At 52.5% G+C, this 19,994-nt stretch carries 19 protein-coding genes; 6 read left to right on the plus strand and 13 right to left on the minus strand.

Annotation, left to right across the window (positions count from 1 at the left end; all coding sequences use genetic code 11):
- The first annotated feature begins 40 nt into the window (after window positions 1-40).
- A complete protein-coding gene (locus MKZ07_RS07950) occupies window positions 41-1,198 on the plus strand; it encodes a C45 family peptidase (RefSeq protein WP_341025471.1) in 1,158 nt (385 codons plus the stop codon).
- Window positions 1,199-1,206: 8 nt separating this feature from the next.
- Here MKZ07_RS07950 and MKZ07_RS07955 read toward each other — a convergent pair whose 3' ends face one another.
- Complete coding sequence (locus MKZ07_RS07955) at window positions 1,207-1,737, minus strand: GrpB family protein (protein WP_256706832.1); 531 nt, start codon at window positions 1,735-1,737, stop codon at window positions 1,207-1,209.
- Between the two features lie 98 nt (window positions 1,738-1,835).
- Between MKZ07_RS07955 and murI the strand changes: the two genes are divergently transcribed.
- From murI to MKZ07_RS07980, 5 genes are all read left to right on the plus strand, one after another.
- Window positions 1,836-2,651 (plus strand): glutamate racemase, encoded by an 816-nt coding sequence (gene murI, locus MKZ07_RS07960; protein WP_036695329.1) that lies wholly within the window; start codon window positions 1,836-1,838, stop codon window positions 2,649-2,651.
- On the plus strand, window positions 2,648-3,421 hold the full coding sequence (locus tag MKZ07_RS07965) for a GNAT family N-acetyltransferase (protein WP_341025477.1): 774 nt from the start codon (window positions 2,648-2,650) through the stop codon (window positions 3,419-3,421). Before murI ends, MKZ07_RS07965 begins: the two co-directional genes overlap by 4 nt.
- A gap of 46 nt (window positions 3,422-3,467) precedes the next feature.
- Entirely contained in the window at window positions 3,468-3,812 is a 345-nt protein-coding gene (locus MKZ07_RS07970; RefSeq protein WP_036695331.1) for a DUF4190 domain-containing protein, read from the plus strand.
- A gap of 23 nt (window positions 3,813-3,835) precedes the next feature.
- Entirely contained in the window at window positions 3,836-4,252 is a 417-nt protein-coding gene (locus MKZ07_RS07975) for a cytidine deaminase (protein WP_036695332.1), read from the plus strand.
- Between the two features lie 403 nt (window positions 4,253-4,655).
- A complete protein-coding gene (locus MKZ07_RS07980) occupies window positions 4,656-5,252 on the plus strand; it encodes a DUF2441 domain-containing protein (RefSeq protein ID WP_036695333.1) in 597 nt (198 codons plus the stop codon).
- On the opposite strand, the gene MKZ07_RS07985 is transcribed toward MKZ07_RS07980, so the two are convergent.
- From MKZ07_RS07985 to MKZ07_RS08040, 12 genes are all read right to left on the minus strand, one after another.
- The gene (locus MKZ07_RS07985) at window positions 5,230-6,432 is read right to left on the minus strand and encodes a response regulator (RefSeq protein ID WP_036695334.1); all 1,203 of its coding nucleotides are present in this window, start codon (window positions 6,430-6,432) and stop codon (window positions 5,230-5,232) included. The genes MKZ07_RS07980 and MKZ07_RS07985 overlap by 23 nt on opposite strands.
- The gene (locus MKZ07_RS07990; RefSeq protein WP_341025479.1) at window positions 6,429-8,216 is read right to left on the minus strand and encodes a cache domain-containing sensor histidine kinase; all 1,788 of its coding nucleotides are present in this window, start codon (window positions 8,214-8,216) and stop codon (window positions 6,429-6,431) included. Before MKZ07_RS07990 ends, MKZ07_RS07985 begins: the two co-directional genes overlap by 4 nt.
- Window positions 8,217-8,307: 91 nt before the next feature.
- Window positions 8,308-9,132, minus strand: a complete 825-nt coding sequence (locus MKZ07_RS07995; protein ID WP_076158020.1) for a carbohydrate ABC transporter permease — start codon at window positions 9,130-9,132, stop codon at window positions 8,308-8,310.
- 18 nt (window positions 9,133-9,150) lie between these two features.
- On the minus strand, window positions 9,151-10,041 hold the full coding sequence (locus MKZ07_RS08000; RefSeq protein WP_036695338.1) for a carbohydrate ABC transporter permease: 891 nt from the start codon (window positions 10,039-10,041) through the stop codon (window positions 9,151-9,153).
- Window positions 10,042-10,236: 195 nt separating this feature from the next.
- The gene (locus MKZ07_RS08005; protein ID WP_036695339.1) at window positions 10,237-11,613 is read right to left on the minus strand and encodes an extracellular solute-binding protein; all 1,377 of its coding nucleotides are present in this window, start codon (window positions 11,611-11,613) and stop codon (window positions 10,237-10,239) included.
- A gap of 92 nt (window positions 11,614-11,705) precedes the next feature.
- Entirely contained in the window at window positions 11,706-11,852 is a 147-nt protein-coding gene (locus tag MKZ07_RS08010) for a hypothetical protein (RefSeq protein WP_235218444.1), read from the minus strand.
- Window positions 11,853-12,167: a GNAT family N-acetyltransferase gene (locus MKZ07_RS08015; RefSeq protein ID WP_235218445.1), complete on the minus strand. Its 315-nt coding sequence runs from the start codon at window positions 12,165-12,167 to the stop codon at window positions 11,853-11,855.
- Between the two features lie 159 nt (window positions 12,168-12,326).
- Window positions 12,327-13,166: a membrane protein insertase YidC gene (gene yidC / locus MKZ07_RS08020; protein ID WP_036695340.1), complete on the minus strand. Its 840-nt coding sequence runs from the start codon at window positions 13,164-13,166 to the stop codon at window positions 12,327-12,329.
- A 394-nt stretch (window positions 13,167-13,560) separates the two neighbouring features.
- Window positions 13,561-14,202, minus strand: a complete 642-nt coding sequence (locus MKZ07_RS08025; protein WP_036695341.1) for a hypothetical protein — start codon at window positions 14,200-14,202, stop codon at window positions 13,561-13,563.
- A gap of 126 nt (window positions 14,203-14,328) precedes the next feature.
- On the minus strand, window positions 14,329-16,530 hold the full coding sequence (locus tag MKZ07_RS08030; RefSeq protein ID WP_341025482.1) for a DEAD/DEAH box helicase: 2,202 nt from the start codon (window positions 16,528-16,530) through the stop codon (window positions 14,329-14,331).
- Window positions 16,527-17,846 carry an ATP-binding protein gene (locus MKZ07_RS08035; RefSeq protein ID WP_341025484.1) on the minus strand — a complete coding sequence of 440 codons (1,320 nt, stop codon included), beginning with the start codon at window positions 17,844-17,846 and terminating at the stop codon, window positions 16,527-16,529. Before MKZ07_RS08035 ends, MKZ07_RS08030 begins: the two co-directional genes overlap by 4 nt.
- A 10-nt stretch (window positions 17,847-17,856) precedes the next feature.
- Window positions 17,857-19,677: a TerB N-terminal domain-containing protein gene (locus tag MKZ07_RS08040; protein WP_341025486.1), complete on the minus strand. Its 1,821-nt coding sequence runs from the start codon at window positions 19,675-19,677 to the stop codon at window positions 17,857-17,859.
- Window positions 19,678-19,994: the final 317 nt, after the last annotated feature.

Below are 19,994 nucleotides of genomic sequence, written 5' to 3' on the forward strand. Positions count from 1 at the left end.
ACTCTTGCGCAGAGAATAACGAAAAAGAAGGAACATTCACATGGATGCTAATCCCCTGTTACAGCGTAAGACCGCACAATTTACACATCTCGTTACCGAAGGCACTCATTATGAGGTCGGACGCGCCTTGGGCGCCCATCATAAGAATAATTCCGCCATGCTATCCTTCTTGTCCTCACCCTTCATGGGAGGCTCCCCGCTGACACCGTATGCAGCGGACAAAGCCATGGAGAGCTTCGAGCGCTACTGCCCTGGCTTGAATGAAGAAATTCAGGGCTTCGCCGATGAGACCGGTATTGAAGCTGCCCATGTCGTATTCTATTATTCCTATTTCCAGGCACCGGGCCACTGCACACAGGCAGCCTACCGAACTGGAGCAAGTGCGGATCAGAGCGGACAGATCTATCATATGCGTAATTATGATTTTGGCTGGGAGGATGAGCCGTATAATCAGCTGCTGCTCAGCCTGGCCCGGGTGAAGGGCAAGCTGGCACATACCGGCTTTGCGCTGCAACTGTTCGGACGTTATGACGGGATGAATGAGGCAGGACTTACCGTAACCACCACCTCGGGGAGAGTCCGGCCGGAGATGACCGGGGAGGGCTTTGTTTTTCCAGGCGTAGTCCGGGCCCTGCTGGATCAATGTACTACTGCGGAAGAATCGGTCCAGCTCATGCGCAGCATACCGGTGGCTGACTACAGAAACTTCCTGATCTCTGACGCCCAAGGGAACATCGCCCTCGTAGAGACAGCTGGTACCGAGAAAGCGATCCAGTATCACCCGGCTGCTGACAGCTTAAGCGCAAGCCAGCTTGTACTCTCGGCGAACCATTACACCCTGCCCTCCATGCAGCTACATAATCAGCAAGTCATGGAGAACTCATGGACAAGATATGACGCGCTGCAGGCAGCACTTATGGACGACAACACACCTATCAATCCTGTAGCAGCCATGAAAGCCGCCGCAGGACGCGAATATCCTGAGGGAATCTGCTGTCACCATTACAGCGAAGGCTTAGGCACCTTATGGTCCATGGTGTGTGACAACACAGCCCGCGAGCTGCATATCTGCTTCGGTTCCCCGCAGCTGAACGGCTGGAGAACATTCGGGTTCCATGACCCGGTGGGAATGCGTGTATTCGAGGCAGTGCTGCCGGACAAGCCGTCCGCAGAGGGATTCTGGACCCGTCCCAGGTAAGCTCCCTCTCACTCTTGCTGCTGTGACGCCTTCTGCAGGATAGACTGCACAAAAGCGGTCTTCCCGTCACAATACGCATCAATGTCATTACGGTACTCTTCAGCCAGCCGCTGCTTGACCGCCTGATATTCCTCCCGGGCAACGGGATGGCTGCGCAGATAATCACGGAACATAATATGCTCCACGTAACCTTTGCCATCCTTGGGACATACATACAGATGGTATTTCATGAATCCGTCATCCTGGTGGCTCTTGAAGGCTTCCCTGCCCTCAATTCCCAGGTTGCCCTGATGCTCATAACCGAACGCCTGCAGTCTGCGGATGATACCCGGCAGCTGGTCATAGCTCTCCATCACCAGATCGATATCAATCACAGGCTTGGCCCACAGTCCTTCAATCGAGGTGCTGCCCACATGCTCAGACCGGATAATCAGATCCCCGGTGATCTCCAGCATCCGCGCCTCAATTCTGCTATACTCCGCCTTCCAGGCCGGATCATACGGAACCACTTCAACAACCTTGGTCTTCTCAGCCATCATCCTTCTCCTCCTCATTTTTGTCCATTCGCTATAGTTATACAATAAGTCTAATGATAGAATAATAGAATCCTTTTAATAATGACGGAAAGAGTGGAAGTATGCGAATTGGATTTTTTGACTCCGGCATTGGTGGGTTAACCGTGCTTCATCAGGCGCTTAAGCTTTTGCCGCAAGAAGACTACCTCTTCTATGCAGATACCAGCCATGTACCCTATGGGGAGAAGACGAAAGACGAAGTCAGGGAATACATCCTGCAAGCGGTGGATTTCATGGCCAAGCAGCATATAAAAGCGTTGGTGGTCGCTTGTAACACAGCCACCAGCATTGTGATCGAAGAGCTGCGGCAGCGGTATGACTTTCCGGTGCTCGGAATTGAGCCGGCAGTGAAGCCTGCGGTTGAACAATCGGAGGGTAAGCAGAAGAAGGTGCTGGTACTTGCCACCCGCTTAACGCTGCAGGAGAAGAAGTATCATGATTTGGTGCACCGTATCGATCATGGGGAAATTGTTGACAGTCTGCCGCTGCCCGGGCTGGTTGAGTTTGCGGAGCATTTTGATTTTGACGAAGAGAGAATTATTCCCTATCTGACAAGTGAGCTGGCACACCTGGACCTTAAGCGGTACAGCACGGTGGTCCTTGGATGTACCCACTTCCCCTACTTCGAGGGAAGCCTGCGGAAGATATTCCCGGATACGGTTGACTTCATCTCGGGCAGTCACGGCACCGCCAGACACCTGATGCGGATTCTTCAAGCGGGGGCACGGATCAATGAGGGGATGGGCGATATCCTTTTTTACAGATCCGGTGTACAGGTAGATGATCCCGCAATGTTATCCAAGTATGAGCGCCTGTTCAAACATCTGGATGACATTGAACAATCAATTAATCTGAGCAAAGGGAGTGATCTCACTTGAGTCACTATTCAACAATAATGGAGAGATTACGCCGGAATCCGCTGAAAAATGTAACGCTGCTCAAAATGATGACGGCTTATCATGCTCAGATCGACAGTGTGCTGATTGAGCAACAGGAGGAGTGGGGCGTGCTGCTGCTTATGCCTGCCGCCACCTTCGGCTATGATCACCGGACCTACCCGGAGGCTGACACCATTGTGCTGATGGACTACAGCAGTCCTGAGGTCTTCCCAGCCCTGCTCAAGCGGTTGCCGCGTGACGCCAAGTTGGTCTTCAAGCTTCAAGAGGATGCGTACCGGGAGGCGCTGGAACCGTATTTCACGCTGCGGAGGGTCCGTAGTCTTTACTCGTATTCTTCGGCCGAAGGCCAGAGCTTCAGCGCAGATGAAGCCTGCACGGTCAGTGAAGCTATCGATGAACGGCTGCTGCCGCTGTGGATGACAAATGATTATTCGCTAGAGGAGATCACGCAGTATTTTGAAGACGGGGCTTTCGCTGTGACGTTATTTGACGGGGATACGCCACTCAGTACATGTATGGTGTACCGTAATGAGGAGCGAATCTGGGAGATAGGCGGCGTACGTACCATAGAAACTGCCAGACAGCGAGGATTAGCACAGCGCGTCGTCCGCACAGCAGTCTTCCACACCCAGAAGCGGGGCTACGTTCCCAGGTATCAGGTGCTGGAGAACAATCTCGCCTCCATCCGCCTCGCCGAATCCATTGGCCTAACCCGCGCTGTCACTCTGGAGCACTGGGTTAATTATTGATGGTTGAATAGGAGCATTAGCTCACTACCCATGAAGGAGTTAGATGATGAATAATCCCCCTCCGCCCTATGGCGAACAGAATTACTACCAGCAGTACCCGAAGCCTCCGCAGGATCGGACGAACGGCAAAGCGGTTGCAGCACTGGTCCTGGGTATTCTCTCCATCGTAATACCTTACGTCGGCATCCTGTTCGGGATTACCGCAATCGTTCTGGCTTCACTTGCCTTCAAGGAGATCCGTTACAGCTATGAGCAAGGCCGGGGATTGGCGATTGCCGGACTGGTCTGCGGAATAGCCTCTACTTTTATTTACGCCATTCTCATCATTATGTTTGTTGTAGCTATTCTGTTATTCAATAGTGCACAGACTACGATGGGGTATGGGTTATAACTAAGTTTATGCTGGAGGAATATATGAGAACCTATGAATTAGACCAAAGTGATTTTGAACTAATAGAAATGGCAATGAACGTACTGGAAAAGAACTTTGATGACGGGGTCTACAACCATACAGTGGGCGGGGCAATACGCTGTAAAAATGGAAATGTGTATCTTGGCGTTAATTGTTATGAAATTCATGGTTCTTGTGCGGAGTACATAGCAATCGGTGCAGCTATCACTGCTGGCGAAAGAGAGTTTGAAACCATCGTGGCCACTCACGATAAGGCACATAACCACTTATTAGCTCCATGCGGAAACTGCCGCCAGATGCTTCTTAATTACTGTCCTGATATCAAGGTAATTCTAAATGATGAAGCGGGAAATCCAGTGAAAGTGGAAGTTAAAGATTTGCTGCCCCTTTCTTATAAGCGCATTATAGTCAGTGATTAAGTCTTGATCTGCAAAGTAGCATCTAGTACAGCATCAGATTTCAAAGGGTAAATATGCATTTTAAACCCAGTGGTTCGTGTAGTGAAACTTATCCATCCAAAAAACTAACGGACCGGAGTAACCTTATCCCCACGAAAACGCCACTTTTTGCAGCGTAACGGACTCAGTGGGCCTTATTATCTCTCTACGAGACGTTTTGGAGCCGAAGTGTAAAGGATAAGGCCTGTAGTCCGTTACTCGCCCAATTGGCGACTTCCTTCCCAAATAAGAGCACCTCAGTCCGTTACGCTAAGCCAAAGACCCTTAAAGAACAATTCCTTATTAGAATAGTTTTTATTTTAAAAGGATATTTACTATTATCTACTATTTTTATTCTGATTCTGTATTAGGAGGTAGGTAAATTATGCAAGCAAGCGAAAGGTACGTTTACCACATTGTAACCCGAAAGAAGATGGCCCTGAATCAAATCATTAATTTTGACAACCAGCAGAAAAACACCTTATATCGTTTCTTTTTCGAGCAAGAACAGTTGAACTCCAAAGGGGAAGACGTTATGCAGATTCTGCACGGCAATTATACTGATGACGGTTTGAAATTGGATAAAGAGGATGCGGATGTTACGGTTAAGTATGCGGAGCAGACCATCAGAGCGGTTCGGGAGGTTATCGTTGAAATGGTAAGGCTACAGGAACATCCTGAGTACCCTTCACGTTTGTCTTGCTTATACGCAGCAAAGAGCTATGAAGACGCCCTGATGTGGAAAAGCATATTCGATTCGTACCACCGGAAAGTGCTGCAGATCGTTAGACTTAAAGTCACTGGAGCTATTTTTGAAGGGGACGGCAGTCTATTGCCCAAGGAAGACGGGGCCCCATTCTCCCGTAAAATCGAACAAGCCAGAGAATACTGGAATGGCAATCTCAATAATGCGCTTCCAGAGCTGTTGATTAACGGAAGAATCGAAGTTGCAGAGATCATCACAGAGTACCCCTGCTCCTAAGAATGCTGATGCTCTCCGCTTGGCGGTATTCTGTGGGGGTGAGCTGGTATTTCTTGCGGAACATTTGGGTAAAATGGCGCATGTCCTGGTAGCCTACCCGCTCCGCGATCTCGGCCAGCTTCAGCCCCGGATTCAGCAGCAGCAGCTTCGCCTGCTCCAGCCGCAGAGAGGTGACGTATTCCTTATACCCCTGACCTGTCTTCTGCTTGAACAACTGGCTGAAATACGCCGGGTTCAGGAACACCACCGAAGCAATTCTCTCCAGCGACAGCTCCTCATAGAAATGCTCCTTAATGTAGTGCAGCGCCACTTCAATCGCCTTCTCCCCACTCCCTTTGAGCGGCTCAAGCGGCGGCCCCTGGAAGGCCGAAGCCTCACGCATCCGTTTCACGATCTGCGGCACCGTATGGAAGTCACAGCTCAGCCCGGAATAGATCATCTGAAAAGGGATTTTCAAATAATGCGTCAGATGCGTCTTCACCGCCTCCTGGAACTGCTCTACCCGCACAGTCTCGCCCGGTGTGATCAGGCCCAGCAGGTGCTGGCGGTCATAGCTGACCACGAAGCCCCGACCATACCGCTCGATTAGCTCGGAGAGAACATTCTCCACAATGAAATGCTCCAGACGGGCACTCTGATCCCCCGGCTCCAGTTGAATCATGACCAGATAGAAGGAATGATAATCTTCAATGAACGCGTCGATGTCCAGATTCCCGATATCAAGCCCCGAGGCCAGCCGCTGAAAAACACCCTCGCGCAGAAACCGCAGACTGGCCTTCAGCCGCTCGCCTTGCCGTGAGATTTGGTTATCCTGCTGAATTTCAGTTGTCAGGCTGTCGATCAGCTCGGTCAGCTTATGCTTGCCGATCGGCTTCAGCAGATAGTCGCGCGCACCCAGCCGGACCGCTTCCTGGGCGTAGGAGAATTCGCTGTGGGCAGAGATGACAATCCATTTCACATACGGATACCGGCGCTTCGAGATCTTCATGAATTCCAGCCCGTTCATGCCCGGCATCAGAATATCGGTCAGCACAATATGAATATGCTGCTCCTCCAGAATCTTCACCGCTTCCTCCGCCCGGTCAGCCACGAACACCTGATGCTCTGCACTAATCTGCTTAATCGTGCGATTGATGCCTTCACGGATGGCCCGTTCATCATCGGCTATAAGAATATTCACTTCAGCAGCTCTCCTTCCACTGGAATAGGCAGCACGATCGCAACCTGCGTCCCCTCTCCGGGGAAGCTCTGAATCTGCAGACCGTAGCCCTCTCCAAACATGAACCGCAGGCGGCGGTGCAGGTTCTGGAGTCCGATCCCGCTTTTGCCGCCTTCTCTGCCACTAGCGCCAGAATGATCGGGACCTTCCACATGCAGCGATTCTTGTAGCCTTGCAAGCTGCTCCCCGTTCATTCCGGCCCCGTTATCCTCCACAATCAGCTCAAGATGATCGCTCTCTTGCCGGGTGTATACCTTGAGAATCCCCTGACGCAAGAGCGGCTCCAGTCCATGCTTGACCGCATTCTCAATGACCGGCTGCACCGTCATCTTCGGGACCCTGATGTTCAGCCAGCGTTCATCGATATCGGTCACGATTACGAGGCGGCCCTCCAGCCGGATCGAGATAATCTTCAAGTAATGCCTGATCTGCTCCAGTTCCTCGCTCAGGCTTACATCGGCCCCGTCTTCCCACTGGCTGCTGTAACGGAACATCGAAGACAGAGAGAGCACCAGTTCGCCAAGCTGTTCATTGCCCTCCTCATCCAGCATCCAGTAGATCATATCCAGCGTATTGTAGAGAAAATGCGGGTTCACCTGAGACTGCAGGGCATGCAGCTCCGCATTCTTTTCGCTGACCGAGGACAGCTTGACCCGCTCAATCAGCTCCTCGATCCGCCGGACCATCCGGTTGAAGGAAGCAACCAGAATGTTAATCTCCTGATACGAAGAGACCTTGACCATGCCCCCGAAATTCCCCACCTCCACCTGCCGCATCTCGCGGATCAGCTTCTTCAGCGGCGAAGAGATGGTCTGCGATACGATCGACGCAATCAGCGTAGAGACCAGAATCAGCGCCGAGATCACGATCAAGAGATACTGCTTCAGCTCCACCAGTTCCACATTTAGATCCTGGTCCGGCGTAATACTCATCACCCACCAGCCCGAGAAAGACAGTTTGGACGCCACAACCAGTTGCCCGCGCTCCTGCTGAACCATCACATGCTCCGTAGTGGGGAGCTTAGGCAGATGGGCAGCGTCTGGCTGCGGATCGGTGGCCGAGGTGACAAACCGTCCATCCGGCGACATCAGGTAGACCTGGCTGTGCGCGCCCAGCTTCAGGTTCTCCAGCGCATCCAGCACCGGCTTCGGGTCCGTCTCATACAGCACGATGCCGATTGGCTTATGCTCATTCAGGTCATAGAGCTGCCGCCCGAAGGCGAAGACCGGGCTGTCCTCCACCTGGTCGATCAGGGAGTGCGGGTACACCCCGAGCCAGACCATTTTCCCCGAGGAAGCCTGCAATTGCCGGTACCAGTCCTCCTGCCTGTAATTCGGGTCGACCACATTCATATAGTTGCCATAGTTATAGATCTTGCCGCGGTCCGTGATCACATGGATACCCACCAGATCGTCACGCGAATAAAAAATCGAGCCAATGATATTCGTCACCGTCTGCTCATTGATATAGGCGACCGCCGGCCCGTCCGTCTTCTCATTGATTAAGCGGATCATCTCGAAGTTATTGCTGAGCGACTTGGACAAAGCGTCATACCCTTTATAGAGAAGCGTGAATAAGCCTGCGCTCTGGGCGACGTTTTTTTGCGACAAATCACCGATCTTCTCATGCAATTGGTCTGTAGTCCGGTTATAGTACAGCAGGCTGACAATAAGCAGAATACTAGACATGCAAAAAAGAAACAGCAAGAACAACCGATGATGTATGGAATGAAAGCCGAGCTTCATAAGCCTCTCCCCTTTACGCACCCTGTTCTGCCGTTTCCTATTATAAAACTTTTCCATTTTTATGCAATGAGGGAATTCGGCATGCCGTCCCCTATCCCTTAACCGCTCCGGCCACCATCCCTTTGGTAATCTGATTCGACAGAAAGAAGTAGATCAGAATGACCGGCAGCGCGCCCATTACCAGGAAGGCCCCGATATTGCCGTAATTGACCGAATACTGGCTCACGAAGGTGTAGACCCCGAATGGAAGGGTTTTGAGCCTCTCTGACGAGATGAACGTGGCGGCCAGGATGTATTCGTTCCAGATGTTGATGAAGGTTAGGATACATACGGTCATGACCGGCGGAATGGACACCGGTAGGATGATGCTGCGGAAGATCCGGTACACACTCGCCCCGTCGATGAACGCCGATTCTTCGATCTCATGTGGAATAGCTCTCATGAAGCCGCTCAATATGAACACGGCGATGGGAGTTGAGAACGCGATGTACGGCAGAATCAGCGACCAGTGGGTGTTGAGGATATGCATGTTTTTGAAAATAATCATCAGCGGCAGCAGCGTGGCCTGCATCGGAATCATCATCCCCATCAGGAAGATGGTCATCACGACATTGCCGTACTTCCACCGGAACCGGGAGATTGCATAGGCTGCCATCGAAGCCAGCAGAATGACACAAAGCATCGTAAGCGCGGTAACGAACACGCTGTTCGACAGGTACTTCAGATAGCTGCCCGAAGTGTAAGCCTCGTAGTAATTATGCCACTGGAATTTTCGCGGAAAAGAAAAGAAGCTCCCGTCCTGAATCTCCTCATTCGTCTTCAGGGAATATAACAACAGCCACAGCAGCGGGTAGAGCTGGGTAATGACAGGAATGGCAAAAAGAAGATACACGATTCCTTTTTTAAACATACGCATGGTCCGCGCACTCCTTTCCTACTCGAATTTTCGCTCAAGCCGGTTGAATATCGTGTTGATGATGCCGGTAAAAATGAGGCAGACCACCACGAGGAACGTCGCAATCGCGCTGCCGTAGCCATACTTGAAGGACAAGAAGGAGCTGTTATACATATGGGTGGAGATGACATCCGTTGCATGAGCCGGACCGCCGCCAGTCATGACCATAACCAGGTCGAAGGCTTGCAGGGACCCGATGAACGCCAGGATAATCGAGATTTTGAAAATCGGGATGATCAGCGGAAGCGTAATGTATCGATCCGCCTTGAAGCCGTCCGCTCCATCAATCCGGGCCGCTTCGTACAGCTCATCGGGAATGTTCTGCACCCCGGTATACTGGATCAGCAGATGGTAGCCGAAATACTGCCACAGGGAGACCAGATACAGAGAATACATGGCGATATTAGGCTCAGTCAGCCAGTTATGCGTCCAGCTCTCCAGCCCCAGGGACACCAGCACACCGTTCAGCATGCCCCCCATCGAAGTAGGATTATAGATGGTCTTCCAGAGTTGTCCAATAATAACGACTGATAAGATGACCGGCGTGAAGTAGATCGACACCAGCGTATTGGCTCTGCGCAGATAGCGGTTAAGCAGGATCGCCATCCCCAGACAGAGCGGGATTTCCAGCATGGATGCCACGGCGTACAGCAGCGTTCTCCGCACAGAGGGCCAGAACACCGGGTCATGCCAGAACATATTCTTGAAGTTGCCGAAGCCGACGAACTGAGCGGTCGTTAGACCGTCCCACTTCAATAAGCCCGTGTAGAATGAGACCAGTATGGGAACGAATACCAGGCACACATAGAGCAGCAGACATGGCACTATGAAGACGGCGATTGTGTATGCCGGCACCTTAAGAACTTTCATCTTTCCCGCCTCCTAATCAAGCAGATTCTTCTTTGTCTATTAATTCATCCAATTAATAATTAATGTTATTAACTTATTAAAGTGCATGATAAACCCGATGCGAAGTAGCCTGATCGGCTTGCTTCGCATCGAGTAGAACAGCTGTACGATTACAGGAAATGCGTTAGGTTGGACAAAACCACTAAGGACTTAAGCTTATTTATTCGCTTCAAATGCGGCCTGATGCTCTTTGGCTACCGCCTTGGAATCCATCTTCTGCACGAACAGGTTCTGAATGCTGCTGAGGTGGACTTGTGAAGTTGCTGGATTCATCGTGTTGTCGAAGGACAGATCGCCGCCTTTTACTTGGTTGAACAGACCGGCAACAGTGATAGCCAGCTCGGAGTAACCGGCAGCTTTCAGGTCACCGTCTACCTTTTGCCCGATACCTACAGCATTCTTCAGCTCGAACTGTTTTTTAGGGTATTCAGAAGCGAAGAAGTTCAGGAAATCCTTCGTTTCCTTCAGATGCTCGCTGTTTGCAGACACGGCAAATGCACTGCCAGGTGCAAGCATGAATTCGTTCGGATCGCCTTTACCGTTAACGGTAGGAAATTGGAAGGCTCCCACTTTACCGGCTACAGAAGAAGCATCATTAGCTCCCGTCTCCCAAGTACCGATAACCCACATGGCCGCCTTACCGGATCTGAAAATATTCCCGCCGGCATTCGCATCGATGGAAGTCGCCCCGTCAGGGAATGCGCCTGCCGCTACCAGTTGCTGGAACGCGTCTACCGCTTCAACAAAGGCAGGATCTTCAAATGTTTTCTTACCGTCAACTACGTCTTTCAGGAAGCCGGGGCCACCGTTAGTGCGCAGCAGAATGTTCATGAACAGGAACGAGCCGGTCCAGGAATCCTTCTCACCGATGGCCAGTGGAGTAATCCCTTTGTCTTTTAAGAGCTTAACGTCCTGGAGTAATTCTTCAAAGGTAGCCGGAGGCGCTGCAATTCCAGCTTGGGCGAACAAGTCTTTGTTATAGTAGACCACTTCGATATTGTTGCCGTCAGGAAGCGCATACACACTGTTGTCGAAGCTGTAATAATCGAGCAGGCCCGATTGGTACGTGTCTTTCAGTCCATTCTGATCGAGTACATCATTCAGCGGGGCTAATAATCCTGCATCTACAAAGGGCTTCATTTGGGCAGCAGGGTTAACCATCGTAATATCAGGTATTTCTTTGGAGGCTGCTTGTGTTTTCAGCTTCACCTTCTGTTGGTCCGTGTTCAGCGTATCCAGCTCAATCTTTACATTAGGATGCTCTTTCATGTACTGGTCCGTCAGCTCGTGGATCATTTTGTAAGATGGTGTTGCAGGGTCAGGGTAGATGTTCTGGAAGGTAATCGTTACCGCTTTGTCCTTCGGTGCGTCTGTAGCTGCGGCATTGCCGCTGCCTGTGGCGGTGTTCGGTGCGGCGGTGTCCTTAGCCTTGGAATTGGCGTTGTTGTCCGAGTTCCCGCATGCGGCAAGGCTTACTGCCATTAGCGCGGCGAACGCGACGGTGGCGGTTTGCTTCATTTTTCTGTTGACCATTCATTAAAGCCCCCTCTGTCGTGATAAGCTAATTATCATCAGGCGGAGCGTTTCGGGCAAGGTGGGAACTGCAGAAATGAGGTTTGTTTTTTCTAGGGTATGCTTGGGCAGGCTTCATTCATCAGCTCTTTCTCTAACATCTGCTCATCGTCTTTCACATAGCCGCAATCTTCGTAGGTCTGAATGGCCGCAGCGTTCTTTCTACCCGTCAATACCTTGACCCGTTTCACTCCGCGCACTCAAAGCTCGTCTTCCAGACAAGTGATGATGGCTCTGGCAGCTCCTTTTCTCCGGGCGGTATCTTGCACATAAAGCTCTGTAATTTCTCCATAAGGCTCCTCATAGCAAAAGGAATACAGGCTTTGGGCGCAGCCAAAACCCACGATGGCACCGTTCAACTCGGCTACGGCAATACATTCGTTACGGTTAGTATGTAGATGTTCAACAATTTGGGCCGGGGGTCTGCGGACGCCGCCGTTGAACTCTTGGTTGAGTCCCGACAGTGCCTCAGCATCTGCTATGGACGCCAGCCTTACACTTATAAGTGAATTCATTTGGAGTCACCTCGTTTGTTTATATATAGTCATTTATGTTTGCTCGACAAGAAGCTGTCCCAGAAGCCATGAATTGACTGCTTGGGACAGCTCTTAAATAGGAGTAAGATTTACGTAAGCACTTGGGTGGACGCTCCGCTGTTTAAGCGAAATTCAAAATTATTCTTCTACACCGGCAGATAGATTCTTACCTGCTAAGTCCGGCTTCGCGTACATTTTATTCAGAATGGCTGTCTGCACGATGATGAATATCCCGCCAACCACCCAATATAACGGCAAGGCTGCGGGTACCTGAAACGAGAACAGTCCCATCATGACCGGCGACAACCATCCCATCCAAGCCATTTGGTTGCCCGGGCTTTGCTGATTCTGTACAGCTGCAGATTGCGATACACGGAACTGCACGTAATAGACCGCAGCGGCAATAAGCGGCAGAATCATATCTGCGGTCCCCAGGTTGAACCACAGGAAATCGTGTGCGGCAATCTCGGGGGTACGGCGGATGGCGTAATAAAATGCCAGGGTGATCGGCCATTGGAGCAGCATCGGCAAGCACCCCATACTTAACGGGTTGAACTGATGCTTCTGGTAGAGCTGCATCATTTCGGCCTGCTGTTGTTTTGCGGCATCGGCGCTGACGTTGTTCTTATACCGTTCCTTCAGCTCCGTTAACTCCGGCTGGAGGACGGCCATCTTGGCTTTCATGGCTATTTGCTTCTTCGTCTGCTTCATCATTAGCGGCAGGATCGCAAGCCTGATGATGAGAGTCATCAGCACAATCGATAAGCCGTAGTTTCCTTGGAATGCATCTCCAAAGAATTGGATTAAGTACGAGAACGGATAAATAAAGAAGTGGTTGAATATCCCCGGTGAATCCGCCAGAATCGGGCTGGCCTGGGAGGCTGCTGAGCAGCCGCTAAGCAATATGGCCGTAATAAGTCCCATTGCTAGGACGAGAATGGGCTTGGCCCATTTTGGATACAGGTTCATCTTGTTCATTGTTGTCCTCCCTAATTGAATGTATGGATCTCAATGTGGGAAAGGACGGTTATCTTCGTCATCAGGTGCTTCTCTTCGCCTGGCGGTTCGTGCGATCCAGCGCTGAATACTGCTCGGCTGCGTCAGTCTGACCGCTACCGACCAAGTTAAACCGGGTGCAGTAAGTTCATGACCCCAGTGGATCTCCTGCACAGAAAAGTAGGTAAAGGGAATCGACACTATCGAATAGATCAGAGCGATGGAGAATGCCAATTGAATCAAGTCATAGAAATGCTCCAGTCCGGTTCACCTCCGCCTGTATGCGTGATAATGGAATAAATTGAAAATGATTATACGTCTATACGTCAGAGTGAAGGTGTGGTTCCACGATTCTGGGTAATACCAGCGAATCTTACTAACCTCTTAAGCGTAATAGCTCTAATTCTTGAAGAACTTCCTTTACGTCACAGCTGGAATTCAAGCTATGGATCATCTCTTCCGTAATGGGGAGATCCTCGTAGATTTTTGCAACAACCTCTAAGGATAGGGATAATTCAAAATAATCTGTTGCAAATTCCACAAAATCCTCTGGTGTATGGAATATACAGCCCAGTAAAAAATCAGAACCATCGCTTTCACCTTCTGGAATCTCAACGTTTCCTTTGTGCCAGCTAGTGTCACTGCTTTTACGCCAAATGCAAAAAGTCACATCTTCTTTTTCAATCGCAGCATCATCAAGTAATGGTAATAATCCCTTTGGGACGTCATCATAAATTCCTTGCCATACTTTATGTTCATCTTGTGCGTATGGACTTAATTCAGATTCGTGATCGAAACCTTTTATGATGGAGCCTTCATTGGAAAACAAAATAAATAAATGATCCCCTGATCCATTATCTATTTTCGCCATAGACACACCATCATTCCACTCTTGATTGAAACTATGGTAACGAAGCCATTCCTCCTGACAAAGAATAATATTCAGTGAAGCTTGGATTTTCATTAGCTTTTGTAAAATTGTTGGATCCGGTAAACGCTCTAACGCATTTGCTTCCATAGATTCCTCACCCACCCTATAATAACTTCCGTGGATAAACAAGAAGCAGCTGATCACGATAGGATCGACTGCTTCTTGTTGTATAAGCGGGATACATCTCCGCATATTGGCTATCGCTATATCAATTTATGCCGGAGGCTGCCGCCACTGTTTGATGACATGGACCAGACCCGGCACATCAAGGCCATCGAGCGAAAAAGCTTTGCGCAGCAGGTCATGCGGGATGAACTCATCGTATTTGCCGAGGTAAGGGGCTTCATCCGGCTTCAGGAGCGTGAGTGCATCCGAAGCCGCAGCGGTCTCGGCGATGATCTCATCCTCCAGCTTCTCTGCATCCACTTTACCGGCGACCACCATATAATATGGTTCCATCGGCACGACTGAACGCAACCCCAGTGGCTCCTTCAGATTGTTCTTGAGCAGGCGCTCCAGCGTACGGAACTGGCGGCTGCCAGCCCACGGAAGGATGAACATGGAGTCTCCTCCCGCAGGCAGAACTGAACGCGTCAGCAAGCCGCTCTCCTTGGCAAGCCTCCGCGCCCGTTCCAGTCTGGCGGCCGCGCTTGGCGCAAGGTAAGGGTATAGGGCCGTAGATCCTAATACTTCGCGGATCTTCGTCATAATCCGGGTATGGACATCTCCGCCTGCACCGAGCCATAAGGTGTCCACTTTGCCGCGTGAGCCTTTGACATAGACGGCCTTGTGACGATTGTCCACCTCTTCAACCTTCCACAGCTTGCCTGCCAGTGTGAAGCAGTAGCCCGGAGGAGGCACGGTGGTAATGGACCCGATCTCCTCCGTCCCGTTATAGACGACATGCTCTTCATCGTCTTTGAATACCGCATAGAAGCGGAAGTTGTTGACGATCTTCTCGCCTGCCATTCCGATCAGCAGGCTGCCCTCATCCATCTGCTCGATATGGCCCATGCCCAGCATGTACTCCATGAAGTCATCATAATCCGCGGGATCGATGCTGCGGAAGGACGGCAGGCTAAGTACAGCCTCCTTCAGGTCCTCCGGCTCTGCTTCCCCCATGCTCTTCAGAATGCTCATCGTCTGATGATACAGGAGACCGACCGGCAGCTGGCGCACGACCAGCGGCTCCACCCATTTCTCGCGCACGTACAGCTCGATTACGGCAATGGCCCGCAGCAGCGTCCACGGCATGCGCGCCGGGAGCTGCGCCTCCTCGTCCTCCTCCTCGGGCGTGACGAAGATCATCTCGGAGGCGGCGTCTCCACGCCTGCCCGAGCGGCCCAGCCGCTGCACGAAGCTCGCGCAGCTGTAAGGCGCGCCGAGCTGGAGTACCCGCTCCAGCTCGCCCAGGTCAATTCCCAGCTCCAGCGTCAGAGTCGCTGCAGCTACTGCCGGCCCCGCGCCCTCACGGAGCGTGGCCTCGGTCTCCTCGCGCAGCATAGCGGAGATGCTTCCATGATGCACATGGAAGACATCCCGCTCGCCGCGCTTAGCGGCAATGCGCCGCATCTCCAGGATGGCCTCTTCGGCATCGCTGCGGCTGTTCGTGAAGATCAACGCTTTCTTGACATGCGTGTGATCGTAGATGAACCCGTAATACGCCTGTCGCGCCCGCTCCAGGTGTTCAGCCTCCTCCTCATTCCGCGCATCCGGGAACGAGAAATGCTCCACGCTCAGCCGCAGCTTGCGTCCGCCCTGCGGGGCGCTGACCTCCACGCTCTCGCGCGTGCCTGCCGCCAGCCACTCCGTAACGGAGGCGTAGTCGCTTAAGGTCGCAGAGAGGCCGACCCGCCGCGGATGACAGCCCGCCATCCGCGAGATCCGCGCCAGCTGGCTCAGCACCTGAATGCCGCGGTCCGCACCCATGAAGGCATGAACTTCATCGATGACGATGAAGCGCAGATCATGGAACAGGGCCGGGATCGCATTCGGGCGGTTCATCAGCAGACCCTCAAGGGATTCCGGGGTAATCTGCAGCACTCCCGAAGGGTTCTGCATCAGCTTGGTCTTGTCCGCCTGCGGCACATCGCCATGCCAATGCCAGACCGGAATGTTCCCTTCACGCAGCAGATCGTTCAGCCGCGTGAACTGGTCGTTGATCAGCGCCTTCAGCGGCGCGATATACAGGATGCCTACAGAGACAGACGGACGCTCATGCAGCTCCGTCAGCGCCGGGAAGAAGGCCGCTTCGGTCTTACCTGAGGCCGTCCCTGAAGCGATCAGCAGATGATGCGGCGTGTCAAACAGCACCCGGCAGGCATCGACCTGTGCCTCGCGCAGCGTATCCCAGCGGTTCTTGTAGATGAATTCCTTGATGAACGGGGCCAGCCGGTAGAACGGGTTATCACTCATAGGTCGAACTCCGCCAGGAAGCCGTCCAACTCATTCTGCTCTGTCTCAGCGGGCCGCGAAGTCCGCTCTCCGACCAGCTTCTCGAATGAAAGCTCCGGATGCTGGTGCAGGGTATGCAGCAGATCCATGAAGTCACGCACCACCTCGCGTGCAGTGAGCAGTTCATCAGCTCCCAGCCGGTTGACCGCCTCTTCCATGAAATGCACCAGCTGCTCTTGCGTCAGTCTTGCTTCGTATCCGTAGTGCAGCGCGTGGATATCCCGCAGCTTCTGGAGCAAAATCAGAATCTCTTCATGGGAGAGCATCTCCAGCGCGATAATCGGCCCTGTGTAATTGTTCAGCCCGCTGCCTGCATACCGTCCGGCCACCAGCCGCGAACGCAGCGCCTCATAGCTGAATAGTCCACGCCGGTGGTCCTCCACGAACTGCGGCGTCCCGCCAACGAAGATGCCCAGCCGCTCTGCCTTCCCCTGCATCGTATCATTGAACATGGTCAGCAGCTTCTCGTAATTGCTCTGACGCGAGATGCTGTTGGTAATCTTGTAGAGGTTCACCCCTTCATCGATGAACAGCAGCAAGCCCTTATAGCCGATGGCTCCGGTGAATTCCGCCCACAGCTTCATGTAGTCATACCAGTTGTCATCATCGATAATGACACCAACGCCGAGCGCCTTCCGCGCTTCCGTTCGGGTCGGGAACTCTCCCCGCAGCCAGCGCAGGGAATCCTGCTTCAGTCCGTCATCGGCCAGCTTGTGCCCGTTCCAGTAGGTAGCCAGCACCTTGGCGAAGTCGAAGCCATGCACCAGCCCGCGCATCTCGGAAGCTACCGAATAGATACGCTGCTCAACCTCATCGCCCAGCTCCGGCGCATCAGGGCCGTAGCCCTTCTCCTGCATCACTGCCTGCTGCAGCGTCATGATCCACTTCTGCAGCATAATCTCCAGCGCCCCTCCATCCGGGCGGGTCCGGGTCGAGAGATGGCTCATCAGCTCGCGGTAGGTGGCGAGCCCTTGGCCCTTCGTGCCGACCAGCCGCCGCTCCGGTGACAGGTCGGCATCGGCAACCACGAAGTCACGGTCCATCGCATAGTTGCGGATGATCTGGAGCAGAAAGCTTTTGCCACTGCCGAATTTGCCTGTAATCAGCTTGAAGGCAGCTCCGCCATCAGCGATGTTCTCCATATCGCGGAGAATCGCTTCCACCTCCGGCCGGCGGCCGACGGCGATATGTTCAAGCCCGATCCGCGGTACAACTCCCGCGGTCAGCGAGTTGACGAGCGCGGTGGTCATCCGCTTCGGTATTTTGAGTGGGTTCATTTTACGAATTTCACCTCTTTATATAGTCCAGCATGGATAGACATTCTTCGGTCAGCTCTTCCCCGTCAATGATGAGGTCTCCCAGACTGTCCATTGCCAGCTCATTAATCTCATCGTAGAGCAGCTCTGCCATCGTCCCTGCTCCCGCAGCCAGCCGCTGCACCTTCGTAGAACCGTCCTCCTCTGCCAGAGCCAGCACGGCCTGCCGTTGCAGCGGAGTCAGCTCTGAAGCGAACAGTATCCAGCGGTCTGCTTCGCTATCAGAAGAAGGCGGTAGGGAAGCGGTAAGCTTCTGACCAGCTGACAGGTGTTTACCTGGAAGCTCTTCATGACCCCGCTCTATTCGCTCACCACCAATCATCGCGACCACCTGCTCTTCAGCTCTTGCAGAGCTATCGGAAATACTTTCCGCATTTGCTGATACAGCTGGTGCAACTCTTACATCCGTATTCGCAACACTTTTCTCGCCCGCTGATTCAGCTCTTCCCTGTAGTTCCGCATCACTTGTTACATCTGCTGATCCGGTGCTTTCATGTACATCCGCATCACTTCCGGCACCGGACAATCCAGCTCCTCCAAGTGCTCCTTCAGACTCAATTATCCATTCCGCGTCATCTTCCTGACCCCGTTCCCTGGTGTCTTCCACCGTAAGCAAGGAACGCACCACCTCGGAGTCGCTTGCCAGCTGCTCCAGCTTCTGCTGGTCAATGACCACCACCGGTCCCTTCTCTTCCTGCTCCGCCTTGCGGAATTCACGCTCCAGGAACCGGGTGATGAGATCATCCATATCGGCATCGACCCGTACATCCTTCAGTCTTCCCCGGTAGCCCATCAGCGCCCGCAGCTTATTCTCGGTCAGCCGGAACAATCGGGTAATCAGGCTGCGCAGCGGTGGGGATTTGCTCACCCGGATGACAGGCACAAGAACAGAATAGCCATACAGGGAGATATCGTATACCGCGCTGCGGAACAAATAACGTTCACGGACGACAGGCGGGGCGGGCGGGAACATCGTGATCAGATTCGAGCCGTGCTTCCGCGCGACATAAGCATCAATTAGAGCTACAACCTGGGGAATATAACGATCCGCAGCGATTTTACCCTCGCCTGAATAGAATTTCGACTTGCTGATATCATAGTCCGACATTACACTCAGTACCTCGATGCTAAGCTGCTCCGGGGCAGTAGACAGGCAGCGGACTAGCTCAAGCTCAGCCAGATCCCCGGCCAGCCCGCGCGAACGGGCCACGATCTCCGAGAGCGGAATATCCAGCTTATGGACAAAAGAGAAATCCGCAATCCACCCGCCAAGGTACTGATCCAGACGTTTGTAACTGTCACGATAGGCCTCCCACAGCAGGTTGAGTTGACGGCAGCCCTCCTGAGGCTCGTCCCAGCCCACACCGTTAATCAGCTCATAGATATGCAGAAAGACATAAGAGAGATCGGTCTTCGGATATCTCCCCTGCCGGACTTCATCCCGCCAAAAGAAGTACCATCGGCTCTGCGCGCCGGTCATATGCCCGTAGGTGGGCCAATAGCTTTTGAACGGGACAAACAGCGCCGCAGGCTCCTTATGCTCTACAAGCTCACGTGCACGCTGGACGAACTCACTCTCTGTAGTGGTTACCGGCTCCGCACTCTCTTCCATATCCCAGAGCTGGAGCTGGACTGTATCGTAACCGGAACCGGACGTCTTCTTCTTAACCGGCTCTGACTTAGGCTTCCGGCTGCCTTCATCTACAGTACCGCGCGGCGGAATCGCCACATTCTGCTCCGTACTCTCCCAGACCAGCTCCGAGAAATGCAGGCCCTGCCTGTCTTTAGCCATGCTTCATCGCCCCACCCGTATGTCTTCGTAATTCTCACATTATATCATATACCTTATGCAGCGGATGCAGCCGTTCCAGACTCTTACTCCCCACCCGCTCTGCCGGACTGAGATTCCGCTATTCAGAACAAATCAGGCAAATATGACGGTCAAGCGGACTCAAAATCCCTTAATTAGACAATACCGTCTCATTTCAGGGCCGAACAACCCAAATAAGCGCTTTTCAGTCCGCTCGGGTCTCATAAAGTAGCTTTTTGAATAAATAAGGGATTCTCAATCCACATCACTGCTAAAATATCCGAGATGCCCGACCCCAT

Origin of the sequence: Paenibacillus sp. FSL P4-0338 (genome assembly GCF_038002365.1) — a bacterium.
In the GTDB taxonomy this organism is placed as follows: Bacteria; Bacillota; Bacilli; order Paenibacillales; family Paenibacillaceae; genus Paenibacillus_AQ.

Coding starts and splice junctions, on each gene's coding strand:
- MKZ07_RS07950 (WP_341025471.1), top strand. CDS start 41: ATGGATGCTAATCCCCTGTTACAGCGTAAGACCGCACAATTTACACAT.
- MKZ07_RS07955 (WP_256706832.1), bottom strand. CDS start 1,737: ATGATGGCTGAGAAGACCAAGGTTGTTGAAGTGGTTCCGTATGATCCG.
- murI (WP_036695329.1), top strand. CDS start 1,836: ATGCGAATTGGATTTTTTGACTCCGGCATTGGTGGGTTAACCGTGCTT.
- MKZ07_RS07970 (WP_036695331.1), top strand. CDS start 3,468: ATGAATAATCCCCCTCCGCCCTATGGCGAACAGAATTACTACCAGCAG.
- MKZ07_RS07975 (WP_036695332.1), top strand. CDS start 3,836: ATGAGAACCTATGAATTAGACCAAAGTGATTTTGAACTAATAGAAATG.
- MKZ07_RS07980 (WP_036695333.1), top strand. CDS start 4,656: ATGCAAGCAAGCGAAAGGTACGTTTACCACATTGTAACCCGAAAGAAG.
- MKZ07_RS07990 (WP_341025479.1), bottom strand. CDS start 8,216: ATGAAGCTCGGCTTTCATTCCATACATCATCGGTTGTTCTTGCTGTTT.
- MKZ07_RS07995 (WP_076158020.1), bottom strand. CDS start 9,132: ATGCGTATGTTTAAAAAAGGAATCGTGTATCTTCTTTTTGCCATTCCT.
- MKZ07_RS08000 (WP_036695338.1), bottom strand. CDS start 10,041: ATGAAAGTTCTTAAGGTGCCGGCATACACAATCGCCGTCTTCATAGTG.
- MKZ07_RS08005 (WP_036695339.1), bottom strand. CDS start 11,613: ATGGTCAACAGAAAAATGAAGCAAACCGCCACCGTCGCGTTCGCCGCG.
- MKZ07_RS08015 (WP_235218445.1), bottom strand. CDS start 12,167: ATGAATTCACTTATAAGTGTAAGGCTGGCGTCCATAGCAGATGCTGAG.
- yidC (WP_036695340.1), bottom strand. CDS start 13,166: ATGAACAAGATGAACCTGTATCCAAAATGGGCCAAGCCCATTCTCGTC.
- MKZ07_RS08025 (WP_036695341.1), bottom strand. CDS start 14,202: ATGGAAGCAAATGCGTTAGAGCGTTTACCGGATCCAACAATTTTACAA.
- MKZ07_RS08030 (WP_341025482.1), bottom strand. CDS start 16,530: ATGAGTGATAACCCGTTCTACCGGCTGGCCCCGTTCATCAAGGAATTC.
- MKZ07_RS08035 (WP_341025484.1), bottom strand. CDS start 17,846: ATGAACCCACTCAAAATACCGAAGCGGATGACCACCGCGCTCGTCAAC.
- MKZ07_RS08040 (WP_341025486.1), bottom strand. CDS start 19,677: ATGGCTAAAGACAGGCAGGGCCTGCATTTCTCGGAGCTGGTCTGGGAG.